At 39.9% G+C, this 12,481-nt stretch carries 9 protein-coding genes; 1 reads left to right on the top strand and 8 read right to left on the bottom strand.

Translation table 11 applies throughout. The annotated features are described in order from the left end of the window. Positions 1 to 104 precede the first annotated feature (104 nt). From FB6_RS14925 to plsB, 6 genes are all read right to left on the bottom strand, one after another. Complete coding sequence (locus FB6_RS14925; RefSeq protein WP_174560706.1) at positions 105 to 641, bottom strand: DUF2058 domain-containing protein; 537 nt, start codon at positions 639 to 641, stop codon at positions 105 to 107. A 14-nt stretch (positions 642 to 655) separates the two neighbouring features. Next, positions 656 to 1,330: a YoaK family protein gene (locus FB6_RS14920; protein WP_174560705.1), complete on the bottom strand. Its 675-nt coding sequence runs from the start codon at positions 1,328 to 1,330 to the stop codon at positions 656 to 658. 34 nt (positions 1,331 to 1,364) lie between these two features. Then, entirely contained in the window at positions 1,365 to 2,558 is a 1,194-nt protein-coding gene (gene sstT / locus FB6_RS14915; RefSeq protein ID WP_174560704.1) for a serine/threonine transporter SstT, read from the bottom strand. A 331-nt stretch (positions 2,559 to 2,889) separates the two neighbouring features. Continuing rightward, a complete protein-coding gene (locus FB6_RS14910) occupies positions 2,890 to 4,614 on the bottom strand; it encodes a SulP family inorganic anion transporter (RefSeq protein WP_174560703.1) in 1,725 nt (574 codons plus the stop codon). Between the two features lie 101 nt (positions 4,615 to 4,715). Next, positions 4,716 to 5,033 (bottom strand): ArsR/SmtB family transcription factor, encoded by a 318-nt coding sequence (locus FB6_RS14905; protein ID WP_174560702.1) that lies wholly within the window; start codon positions 5,031 to 5,033, stop codon positions 4,716 to 4,718. Positions 5,034 to 5,216: 183 nt separating this feature from the next. Beyond that, complete coding sequence (plsB, locus tag FB6_RS14900; RefSeq protein WP_174560701.1) at positions 5,217 to 7,721, bottom strand: glycerol-3-phosphate 1-O-acyltransferase PlsB; 2,505 nt, start codon at positions 7,719 to 7,721, stop codon at positions 5,217 to 5,219. 223 nt (positions 7,722 to 7,944) lie between these two features. On the opposite strand from plsB, the gene cysK reads away from it, so the two are divergent. Continuing rightward, on the top strand, positions 7,945 to 8,943 hold the full coding sequence (gene cysK, locus FB6_RS14895) for a cysteine synthase A (RefSeq protein WP_174560700.1): 999 nt from the start codon (positions 7,945 to 7,947) through the stop codon (positions 8,941 to 8,943). Between the two features lie 170 nt (positions 8,944 to 9,113). Here cysK and FB6_RS14890 read toward each other — a convergent pair whose 3' ends face one another. Both FB6_RS14890 and FB6_RS14885 read right to left on the bottom strand, forming a co-directional pair. After that, positions 9,114 to 10,580 carry a coniferyl aldehyde dehydrogenase gene (locus tag FB6_RS14890; RefSeq protein ID WP_174560699.1) on the bottom strand — a complete coding sequence of 489 codons (1,467 nt, stop codon included), beginning with the start codon at positions 10,578 to 10,580 and terminating at the stop codon, positions 9,114 to 9,116. 63 nt (positions 10,581 to 10,643) lie between these two features. Continuing rightward, positions 10,644 to 12,251: a GMC family oxidoreductase gene (locus FB6_RS14885; protein WP_174560698.1), complete on the bottom strand. Its 1,608-nt coding sequence runs from the start codon at positions 12,249 to 12,251 to the stop codon at positions 10,644 to 10,646. Positions 12,252 to 12,481: the final 230 nt, after the last annotated feature.

The raw sequence follows: 12,481 nt of genomic DNA, 5'->3' as shown, positions 1-12,481 counted from the left end.
TATTTGCAATTATTTTAGAAAGATTGTGATTTTGCAGGGGTTGCAAGGGATATACCAAGACAAATCTTGGCATATCCCAAATTTTCATGCATATGAATAGTGACTTACCACATTAAATCATCCGGAATGACATAGGCTGCATATGGATCTTCTTCATCTGTGATCTGTTCATTCTTTTCAGAATTATTGACAATGATAAAGCCTTCCATTTTGTCGTTAATTCTGTCTGCCAGAGCTTTAGGTAACACAGCATAACCCTCAGCTTCTTTGGCAATGATTAATGATCCTGCGACCAAGGCATTATAAATTTGCTGATTGAGATAAATCTTTTTGACTTTGCTTTCATCAATAAACTGATAAGCTACTTCGCCATCTGTATCACGAATTTTATTTTGATTAATCATTTGAATAATCGCGGCTTTTAATTCTTTGCCTTGTAACAGGCGCTTTTTCTCTAAATCTAGCGCCTGATCTTTAGCCAGTTTTTGTTGCTGATCCTGCGCAATTTTTGCTTTCAGTTCAGCTTCATTGCTTTGCCCGGTACGTTGCTCATGTACCGCCTGTTTAGACAGTTTTTTAGCCTTTTTATTATCGACTAAACCCGCTTTAAGCAATTGAGCCTGTAATGCATTTTTGACCATAATAAATTCCGATACTACTCTTGAATTCGTCGATAACGAAAATAAATGACCCAGTAAAGCGAGCTAAGCGTCCAGCTTAACATCGCCGGGATCAGGAATGCGTTTAATTTTAAATAAGGATAAATCAGGCTTGCAACCAGACCACCGATAAAAAATCCAAATAAGATGACTAAATGCAGAATAATGCGCCTACGCTCGACCTCTAAACCCCGTAAGAGATATCCCAAGGCTAAGCCTAAGTCGGTGAGTACGCCAGATAAATGGGTGGTGCGAATAATGGTGCCTTTGTAATGGCTGATCATGGCATTTTGCACTCCCATGGCTCCACATGCCCAAAGCAAGGCATAACGCGGGTAGTAGGGCAAAAAGAACCAGCACAGTACAATAAAAAAAGCCACTAAGCTTAAAGGCAGACCGTAACGGCGTCCCAAGCTGAAGTGGCTATTTCCCAGTATATATCCGCTATAAAAGGAACCCATCACATAACACAGCACCACCAGGCTTAAATAGAGAATCAGGTCAGGTTGCCAGTGCATCAGTGCCATGGCAAGCATGCTGACATTGCCGGTCATATGTGAAACGGACTGGTGCAACACGGTCACCAGTCCGAGGACGTTAATCATTCCTGCATTCATTGCAAGAAAAAAAGCACCTAATTGAACCCAGAGCGGTAAAGTTTGAAAAGGCATAACGTCATAAAAAAATTACTTAATAATGACTATCTTAATCCAAACCGCGGTCTACAGCAGCAGTAAATAATACATCTGTTGAAGAATTTAATGCAGTTTCAGTCGAATCCTGTAATACGCTAATCACCATACCAATGGCGACTACTTGCATAGCAATATCAGAACTGATGCCAAACAGGCCGCAAGCGACAGGAATTAGCAATAAAGAACCACCCGCAACACCTGATGCACCACAAGCAGACACTGTGGCAAGCACAGATAATACCAGCATGGTAGTGAAATCGACTGAAATTCCCAAAGTATTCACAGTAGCTAAGGTCAGCACAGTAATGGTTACTGCAGCACCCGCCATATTGATGGTTGCACCGAGTGGAATAGCCACGTTGGCAGTGGATTCATTGACCCCTAAACGTTTGGCTAAATCCAGATTGACCGGAATATTCGCTGCCGAACTGCGAGTGAAAAATGCGGTAATGCCACTTTCACGCAAACATTGAAATACCAATGGATAAGGATTGGCACGAGTTACAAAGGCGACCATCAATGGGTTAATCACCAATGCCACGAAGAACATAGTACCAATCAATACAGCCAGCAGTTGTGCATAGCTTTCAAATGTACTTAAACCTACTTCTGCAAAGGTAACGGCAACCAGACCAAAAATACCCACAGGCGCAAAATTGATCACCAAACGAATCACCTGATTCACTGCATTGGCTGCATCTGTTAAGAAACCCTTGGTGCTGTCACTGGCATGACGGAATGCAGCACCCAAGGCTACAGCCCATGCCAAAATACCAATAAAGTTGGCTTCGCTAATCGCTGTTACCGGGTTGGCAACAAAACTTAATAGCAGATTCTTTAAAATTTCGACCAGGCTACCCGGTGCCTGTAAATCACCTTGTGCAGGTGCATTCAGGAACAAAGTACTAGGAAAGACAATGCTGGCAACCACAGCAGAGAGTGCAGCCAGAAACATGCCTATAGCATACATCAGCATAATTGGCTTAATGTTGGCGCTATGGCCGACTTTAAAGTTGGCAATAGAGGATAAAACCAGAACAAAAACCAAAATAGGCGCAACAGATTTAAGTGCTTTAATAAACAAGTCACCTAAAAGGCTCAAATAAGGAGCCACATTTGGGAACAAAACAGCAACACCAATACCAAGAATAATGGCGATAATAATTCGGGAGACTAAACTCAGACGCATTAAAGCAGAGAACATACGAGTGCCTTGTTAGGAATACGAGGACTAAAAAAACCACAAAGATGGTCGCCATTTTATACCCAAAAATGGAATGACTAGAAAATAATTTCCATATAAAAACTAACTATTTATTTTTAAAGTCGATATTTTCGATTTTTTAATGCATTTTTAGCGATTTATTTAATATTCATAGCATACAGCTGCTTCAAATCAGACTAAATCTGATAAGAAGTGCTATAAAAACTGGCGACATAATTTACAAAGCTGAACAAGATATAGTTGAGTTGCAGGGAACTACGCCAAGATCCGGATTTTTAATTTGGTCATTTTCATGCAAACAATCAAAAAATTATAAAACTTCAGGTGAAAGTTCCTGCATGGCCTGAAAATGGGTGAGGTAAATCTGACCGCTTAAATGCTGAAGCAGTTTTGAATGTTGCAACTTATCCATCACTGGACCTTTAATTTCGGAAAAATGCAGTTGAATATTGAGCTTACTTAATTCGGCATTGACATCTTCCAGCATTTCCAGTGCACTCAGGTCAATGGTGCTGATACTGGAACAGTTAATCACCACATGTTCTAAATGGATATACTGGCTAATGGCATTAATCAGAAAACCTTTAAAGGTATTGGCATTTAAAAAAGTCAGGTTTTCATCTATACGCATCGACAAAACTTTAGAAGAAGTCAGTACCTGATGGCGCTGTACATTTCTAAAATGCTGAGTGCCTTGTACCAGTCCAATCACGGCAATATGCGGACGACTAATTCGCCACAAAAGCAAGATAAAGGTAGAAATGATGCCAAGAAGCAAGCCAGTCGAAATATCAATACAGATCACCGCAAAAAAAGTGATCCACATGGCAATCCCGTCAGCTTTGGAATAACGCCAAGTTTCAATGAAGGGCTTAAAATCGACCAGTTTCCAGATCGAAACCATGATGGTCACGGCCAAAATCGTTAAAGGCAAATCACGAAAGAAACTGGTGAAATATAAGCTAACTACGACAATTAGTAATGATGATAAAACACCAGCTAGAGGACTTTTGGCACCGGCATCGGCATTCACCACGGTACGCGACAAGCTGCCAGTGACAGGAAATGCAGAACTCAGTCCCGCACTTAAATTGGATAAACCCAAGGCAATCAGTTCCTGATTACTGTTTAAATGGCTACGTTGTTGTAATGCGGTTGCTTGGGCAATAGATAGGGATTCTACAAAACTGATCATAGCTATCATTGCAGCGCCAGGAAGCAATGTGATGACCAGATCCAGATTCCAGTAAGGCATAGCCAGTGGCGGAAAGCCCGAAGGAATTTCTCCTACTGTTTTAATACCTACGGCTTTTAAATCGAAAAGATATACAGCCGCAATAGAGACAATCACCAGCATTAAAGGTAAGGCTTTGGAAAGAAAAACGGTTGAACCTATTCGACTTTGCACAGCATTAGACTGTAAAACTTTAGGAATATAAATCAGAAAAAGGAGTGCCAGCATACCAAACAGCAAAGATGGCAAATTGCTGAAACTTATATATTGCCAGACGCTTTGTATAAATTCAGGGATATTATTGGCTTGTAAAGGAAGATCAACCAAAAATTTAAATTGACCTAAAGCAATTAACAAAGCTGAAGCAATAATAAAACTCTTGATCACAGGATGGCTAATCAGTTGAATCAGAAAGCCAAATTTAAAAATCCCGAGCAGCAGTGAAATGATACCGACCATCACCGCCAGCAGGCAGGCAGCCTGTATATACACCGGAGAACCAACTTCAAACAAAGGATTTAACGTTGCAAATGTCATTATGGAAATAATGGCAACAGGTCCAATAGAGAGCGTAGGACTGCTCCCAACCATAGCGTATATGATCATGGGCAGAATACTGGCATACAAGCCCATAATTGGAGGTAGTCCTGCCAGCATGGCATAAGCCATACCTTGTGGCACCAGCATAGCAATGACAATCAATGCAGAAAGAAGATCAGATTTAAACTTGGCTTGATTGTATTTACTAAGCCATTGCCAAGCGGGCAATAACGACGTTAAGCGAGTATTTAAATCTGACATATCTAAAACTAAATCACAATTTTAGATATATTATGCATAAAAAATGCTAAGAAGTCTTAGCTTGAATAGTCTGTCTTGCGAATTTAACTATAAAAATATGATTAAATTAGATTTTTAGGGCAATACAGTTGATAAAGAGTATTCAACACCTGAACCAGTTTTTGATCTTTAATCGAATAAAAAATCTGTTTTCCATCACGACGAGTAGATACAACATCGCTTTTACGTAGCATCATCAGCTGTTGAGATAATGTAGGCTGATTAATCTGGGTTAATTCTTCTATTTGTGACACATTTAATTCTTGCTTCGCGAGATAGCATAAAATAAGTAAACGATCTGTATTAGCTAATGATTTTAATATTGTGACAACAATATCAATAGAATCATGCATCGAAGCAATTTCAAGATCGGTGTTCATACAGTATTTCCATACTACTCAACAGGAATATACGCAGTATAATGCTTGAAAAATTCAATACATTATATAAATGTAACATTTTTAATGGTTTTTAATGAAGTTGATTATCAGATATTCTTATATAAATAAAATAAGGCATTTAAGTTGATTTAAATGCCTTATGTTGGTGCAAAATATCACTGATTAGTTTTTATTTGATTGTTTAAATCCTTTTAATTCTTTTTCATTAAAATGACTGGCTTCGGTAATAGCCTGACGTATTTCAGGATTATACCAGTTAAATATTGCAGAAATTTTTTCTTCAAAATCATCACTTATAACAAAATGCTCTTCTTGAATATTTAATAGTTCATTTTGTTTTAGAACAGCAATAAAACTTTTTAATGTTGCACTGTCAAAATAATAACCAGACTGGATTTGTTGAGTTTGCGACAGTTTGTGTAGAACAGCTTTGCTCATTTTCTCCAATTCTTTGATGTTGAGTGATTGCACAGGAGCGTACCGTTGAAGTAAGGCGGCAATCATGAGCATATTATTTAAACTGGAACTCGCTAAGTGCGACAATGCTAATAGCTGGTTCTGGGCTTGTTCACCTAATGGAATAGCAATAGTCTGGTCTGTATGGGTAATAATCCAGCCCAATTTTTCCAAGCTTTTAATTACTAATGTAATTTCTTGATCTAATTCATTGCTATTCCATTTAAGGAAAAACTCTTCTTTAAAATAAGGGTAAATATTTTTTATGGCATCTATTAAATAATGAATAGATATCTTTTTATAACTTTGAATCAGCATTGCAATTAATGCCGGCAGAATAAAACAGTGCAAAATATTATTACTAAAATAACTTAACAGAATTTTTTGACTTTCCGCAACGCGAATCCAGTTTTGATTATTTTGGGTAAAAATTTCGACTTGCTTTAATTTAGCTGCGTATTGAATAATTTCAGAATTTGATAAATTAGTCATCATCATTCTGGAATCATATTCTGTTTGCTTTAATATTTGGCGATATTGATCAATTTTTTTAATTAAATCATTTTCAGTTAAAGCATGATTTTCTGCATTCAGTAAAATAAGTGAAATTAAAGAAATCGGATTAATCACGACTGCTTTATTGATATTTTCCAAAATTGAATTTGCAACCTGATTTACGGTTTGAATGACAGGTTGTGGCAATTCATCATGAATTTTTAATTGAATATGTTTGGCCTGATTATCGCTTAAAACCTGATCCAGAAAAACCGGTTTGCCAAAATTGACGTGTACCTGACCAAAGACTTTTTCAATTTTACGAACTGAACTCAAAATCCCCCAAATCGATTCGGCTTCTTTCGGTTTGCCATTCAGTTCATTTAAATAAGATGTGCCTTCAATCAGTTTTTCATAACCAAAATAGGTGGGAATAAAGGCAATCGGCTTGGTTGCACCACGTAAATGACTTTGTACCGTCATCGACAGCATGCCTTTTTTCGGCGGCAACAGCAGACCGGTACGTGAACGGCCGCCTTCAATAAAGTATTCCAAAGGCGTATTACGCGATAAAAGGCTGTGTAAATATTCTTTAAATACAGAGGTATAAAGTTCATTACCACTAAAGGTGCGGCGAATAAAATAAGCACCACCACCTCGCATGATTTGACCGACCACCGGCAAGTTCAGGTTAATACCCGCAGCAATATGCGGAACCATCAAGCCGCGGTTAAAAATCACATAAGACAGCAATAAATAATCGATATGACTACGGTGGCATGGGGTATAAACAATCTCGTAATCTTTGGCCAGCTCACGCACCGTATCGAAATTATGTACTTCAATGCCGTCGTAAAGTTGTGTCCAGAGTTTGGTCAATGCCAGTTCAGCAAAACGCAAAGTGGAATAAGAGAAATCAGAAACCACTTCGGTTAAATACCCTTTGGCCCGATTTTCTGCTTCAAACATACTGATTTTATGATCGATACTTTCTTTACGAATTGCATCCTGAACCGTTTCAGTCTTCATTAATTTATTGATTAGATTACGACGGTCGGATAAATCGGGACCCAAAATGGCTTCTTTGTATTTATTAAAATTCGAATTTAATTCTTTCACTACCGAATGCGCTGGAGAAAAGTTCGGATATTCAATTTTAGATTTTTCTATTGCTGCTTTTAGTGAAATCGGTTTGTGAAATTCAATATAGTTTTCGCGACTATATAAAGAAATGTTCAAAGCCTGTTTTAATTTGGAAGGTGTAGCCCAGGCATCTGCAAATAAAGCTTTAAACCAGGAATCTTCATATTCTGGAGAACGGCCCCACAAAACGGTTACCGGCACTAGTTCAATATCATACTCAGGATATTTTTCCAAAGCTTCAATCAGTCGAATGAGTTTGGCTGAATAATGATAGGCTTCATTTTTAGAGTTAGGAACATTTAAAGCAAGAATGGAATCGTCTTCTTTTAGGTCCTGAATGCTAAAAGGCGCAAAAACAGAAGGCAGTTTGCGAGCTTTAGCTTCTGTATCAATGAGAACCGTATTACTTAAAGAAGCATCTTGTAAGACATAACAAATGATTTTTTTATCTGATTGGTTTTGTCTATTTTTTTCTAATTCTTCAGTATTGCCTAAGACTTGAGGAGTCACGATTTTATCGAGAATTTTCTGTGTGAATTGTCGATAGAACCGGCTATAACCCTTATTAGACATTTGATTCCCTAAATCAGTTTTCATTTGAGAGATATTGTGTGCAATTGCTTAAATAAATACAAACCTTATTGATGACAAATAAGTCATTTAAGTTGTAATGATTTGGTTAACATAGTCATATGCTATTGCACAGCTATAGGGGTAGAAAAACTTATCTTCACTGGCTAAATGGCTTATGATGAATGAATGACTTTAAAATCAAAAAACAGCTCAAGGAGTTCAAATGAGTACTGATTCTGCTTTTCCAACGCCAAATAATTTAGGTATAGCGGTTTATGGTGATAATGCTCAAGCCATTGGAAACACACCTTTAATTCGTATTAATCGTGCCATTACATCAGATGCTACAGTTTTGGCTAAAATTGAAAGCCGTAATCCTGCGTTTTCAGTGAAATGTCGTGTAGGTGCTGCACTGATTGCAGATGCTGAAGAAAAAGGTTTGCTGAAACTAGGTATGCATATTGTCGAGCCAACAAGCGGTAATACCGGTATTGCACTGGCATTCGTTGCGGCTGCGAAAGGTTATGCCATTACCTTAACCATGCCTGCCAGTATGAGTGTTGAACGTCGTAAAGTCTTGAAGGCTTTTGGTGCCAATCTGGTGCTGACTGAGCCGGCCAAAGGCATGAAAGGTGCAGTGGATGAAGCAGTACGTTTAGTCACTGAACAGCCGGAACTGTATTATTTACCGCAGCAGTTTGAAAATCCGGCCAATCCGAAAATTCATGAACAAACCACAGGTCCTGAAATTTGGGAAGCGACCGGCGGTAAAGTCGATATTTTAGTGTCGGGCGTGGGCACGGGCGGTACTATTTCTGGGATTTCACGCTATTTCGAACTGGTGAAAAACCAGCCGCTTTATTCAGTTGCTGTTGAACCTGCGGAATCTCCAATTATTGGCCAAGCCAAACGTGGTGAACCTTTGACTCCGGGACCTCATAAAATCCAGGGCATTGGGGCCAACTTTATTCCTAAAAATCTGGATTTGGATTTAGTAGATGAAGTAATTGCGATTGACAGCGCCCAAGCTGTTGAATGGGCGCGTAAAACAGCCACACATGAAGGTATCTTGGTGGGGATTTCAAGTGGTGCAGCGATGGCAGCAGCCGCGCAATTGGCAGCACGTCCTGAAAACGGAGGTAAAAACATTGTGGTGATTTTACCGGATGCCGGCGAACGTTACTTATCTTCTGTTTTGTTTGAAGATATTTCTGCCGATTAATAAAGTTCTTGTATCAATTCCTGTTTATTTCTCTCTAGAAGGAGAAAATAAACAGAGTATTTACAATTATGCAAGAAATCTAATCCAGCAGCATTATCCATCACGCAACAAAAAAAGCTGAAGTTGATCTTCAGCTTTTTTATTGCATATTGCATCTGTAGCCAGTTTTTTTAACGAATAAACAGTTTCAAAATCAGCTGTTGAAGCAAGGTCCCATAAGGGGGATAGAACAGGTGCATGAGACTGAATTTCGGGCGGTTAAACACCGCTTTGGCATGACTAAAGGTCACAAAACCTTCATAGCCATGATAATTGCCCATGCCGGAGTAGCCGACACCACCAAAAGGCAAGTCTTCTTGCCCGACATGCACGAGGGTTTCATTCAGGCAGACCCCACCGCTATGAGTTTGCAGCAGGACTTTTTGCTGATCCTGTTTGTTGTAGCCAAAATAATATAAAGCCAGTGGGCGCGGTCGTTGATTGATATAGGCAATCGCTTCATCTAGCTGTTGATAGCTGACTATCGGCAACAGTGGGCCAAAAATTTCATTTTGCATCACCTGCATATCATCGCTGACATTGCTTAATACATAATGTGCCAAACGCCGTCCTGATGAGGCTTCGGTGATGGTTTGAATAGTTGCGTTCTTGGCTTGGGCATCATCGAGATAATGCTGCAAGCGTTGCAATTGCCGTTCATTAATAATGGCGGTGTAATCCGGATTATCGGCCAGTTTAGGGAAAAATTCCTGAATTGCAGCTGAATATTCTGCAATAAACTGTGTCTGTAATGATTCAGGAATCAACACATAATCAGGCGCCACACAGGTTTGGCCAGCATTCATGGCCTTACCAAAGGCGATCCGACGCGCACTTTCACGAATATTGGCATCCGCCAAAACCAGCGCAGGAGATTTGCCGCCCAGTTCTAGCGTTACTGGGGTCAAGTTATCTGCCGCTGCGCGCATGACGTGTTTACCTACTTCACTGGCACCGGTAAACAAGATGTGATTAAAGGGCAAACGAGTAAATTGCTGTGCCACATCGGCATCCCCAGTCACCACCGTCACCCAGTCTTCAGGAAAGGCTTCTGCAATGAGTTGCTTAAACAGGGCAGAAAATTCAGGAGTATATTCGCTCATTTTGAGCATCACCCGATTCCCTGCAGCCAGTGCCTGACAAAGGGGACCAATGGCTAAAAACAGTGGATAATTCCACGGCACTACAATACCAACCACACCCACCGGTTGGTAGAGAACATAACCTGACGCAGGCTGGAACAGAATTCCGATATGCCGCTTACTTGGCCGCATCCATTTTCTGAGGTTTTTCAGGGCATATTTAATGCCCAAAACGCTGGTCATGACCTCAAACATTTCGGTTTCAGAATGACTGCGATTGGAAAAATCCTGACTAATCGCGGTATTGATCTGACTCTTATTGTCTAAAATCAATTGCTTTAATTTCTTCAGATATTGTCTGCGCTGTTCGATATTGGGGTAGCTATTTTCACTAAACGCCTGTTGCTGTTGGGCAAAAAGCTGCTGTAAATCTGTCGAGAAATCTGATGACTGATTTTGAAAATTGTTTTGATTTTGGTTTTGATATCTATTGGGATCAATCTGCTGATTTAACATCCTGCATATCCTTTACTCATGCTGAGAAAATAAATGGAGTTGGAGCCTATTTTTAGTCGGGCCTTAAGCATGTAACTGTTTCTCGCGAATCATATCGACAGCTTTTTCTGCAATCATGATAGTTGGTGCATTGGTATTGCCATTCACCACATTGGGCATAATTGAAGCATCCACAACACGTAAGTTTTCAATACCATACACACAAAGCTGCGGATCGACCACCGCCATGTCATCTACGCCCATTTTACAACTGCCGACAGGGTGATACACCGTATCCGCACGTTCACGCAAAATATGCCGAATGTCGTCATCTGTGTCGACTGAAGCACAGAACAAATCTTTTTTATGCAGCACTTTTAAGGCTGGGGAATGCATCAATTGTTGGGTCAATTTATAGCCTTTAACCATTTCCTCCAGATCATCGGCTTCGCCAAAGAAATTTGGATCAATTAACAGTGGATCATCCAGACTTGGACCACTAATTTTAATGCTGCCGCGACTTTTAGGATTCAGCAAGCAGACATGACAGGAAATGCCGTGACTGGCATGGAAGGTGCGTGCATGGTTATCCACCAACGCCACCACAAAATGCAGCTGTAAATTGGGAATGTCTTTGTCTGTAGAACTCTTTAAGAAACCGCCACATTCGGCAAAGTTGGTACTAATCATGCCGCGGCGTTCTTTACGATAGCGCGAAATCTGTTTAACCAGATCCACGCTACCGCCCAAGGACACACCAAAAGTGCCAGCAGTATCTGTGACGGTATAACTAAAAATAAAATCGGGATGATCGTGGAAATTTTTTCCAACACCGGGCAAGTGTTTAATGGTATTGATGCCATGCTCGGTCAGTTCCTGTTCATGACCAATACCTGAAAGCATTAAAATTTGTGGTGAATGGATGGCACCTGCGCTTAACAATACTTCTTTATGGGCGTGTAGCTGTTTGACTTGACCGGCATGGGTCACTTCAACGCCTACAGCGACATTATTTTCAATCAAAATTCGTTTTGTTGCAGCATGCGTTAAAATGGTCAGGTTTGGACGTTCCAAATTTGGAAATAAATAGGCTCGTGCGGCGCTACAACGTTCACCATTCATATGAGTGACCTGATACACACCCAAGCCTTCTTGGTCTGCCGCATTAAACTCGTCCAGAATACGATAACCCTGTTCTTTGGCCGCAGTGATATAACGTTCGTGCCAGATGCTATCGGTGCGTAAATTGGATACAGATAATGGTCCATCATTACCGTGATATTCGTTTTCTATATCCTGATTGTTTTCGGAGCGGATAAAATAGGGCAGTACCTCTTGATAACTCCAGCCTTCATTGCCTAATGCCGCCCATTGATCATAATCTTTTTGATGGCCACGAATATAAATCATGGCATTAATGGCGGATGAACCACCCAGACATTTGCCACGTGGTTGATAGCCTTTACGGCCATTCAACCCGGGTTGTGGCACGGTTTCTAACGCCCAGTTATTGATTTTGGTTGGAATACTTAGCACAGCGGCAGCAGGGGTATTAACGATCCAGCTATTGCCATAACCACCTGCTTCTAATAAACATACTGAAATATCCGGATTTTCGGATAAGCGAGCAGCTAAAACGCAGCCAGCACTGCCTCCACCAATCACAATATAATCAAATGCTTTATGTTCCATAGACAAGCTATTCCTGTTTTTTGATTTTCTATTATTGTTCAGTGTTAATTAATTTTATTAATCACTTGTTTGAATTGATATTACCGAAGCAATATTGGAAAAGATATATATTCGATTGTTTGGATGGAGCTAAATATAAAAATTAATGAAAAAAATGTTCCTGCTAACGATCGTGATTGAAAGTACATGCAATATTCGGCATAAATGAGCATTGGCATTAGCTAAAAAAA

Origin of the sequence: Acinetobacter bouvetii, assembly GCF_902753875.1 — a bacterium.
Classification (GTDB): Bacteria; Pseudomonadota; Gammaproteobacteria; order Pseudomonadales; family Moraxellaceae; genus Acinetobacter; species Acinetobacter bouvetii_A.
Note: the sequence above shows the minus strand (reverse complement) of the source record. Positions and strands in the feature narration are given on the sequence as shown.

Excerpts from the sequence above, each read along its gene's own strand:
- plsB (WP_174560701.1), bottom strand. The coding sequence starts at position 7,721 with ATGTCTAATAAGGGTTATAGCCGGTTCTATCGACAATTCACACAGAAA.
- sstT (WP_174560704.1), bottom strand. The coding sequence starts at position 2,558 with ATGTTCTCTGCTTTAATGCGTCTGAGTTTAGTCTCCCGAATTATTATC.
- FB6_RS14890 (WP_174560699.1), bottom strand. The coding sequence starts at position 10,580 with ATGTTAAATCAGCAGATTGATCCCAATAGATATCAAAACCAAAATCAA.
- FB6_RS14910 (WP_174560703.1), bottom strand. The coding sequence starts at position 4,614 with ATGTCAGATTTAAATACTCGCTTAACGTCGTTATTGCCCGCTTGGCAA.
- FB6_RS14905 (WP_174560702.1), bottom strand. The coding sequence starts at position 5,033 with ATGAACACCGATCTTGAAATTGCTTCGATGCATGATTCTATTGATATT.
- FB6_RS14920 (WP_174560705.1), bottom strand. The coding sequence starts at position 1,330 with ATGCCTTTTCAAACTTTACCGCTCTGGGTTCAATTAGGTGCTTTTTTT.
- cysK (WP_174560700.1), top strand. The coding sequence starts at position 7,945 with ATGAGTACTGATTCTGCTTTTCCAACGCCAAATAATTTAGGTATAGCG.
- FB6_RS14885 (WP_174560698.1), bottom strand. The coding sequence starts at position 12,251 with ATGGAACATAAAGCATTTGATTATATTGTGATTGGTGGAGGCAGTGCT.
- FB6_RS14925 (WP_174560706.1), bottom strand. The coding sequence starts at position 641 with ATGGTCAAAAATGCATTACAGGCTCAATTGCTTAAAGCGGGTTTAGTC.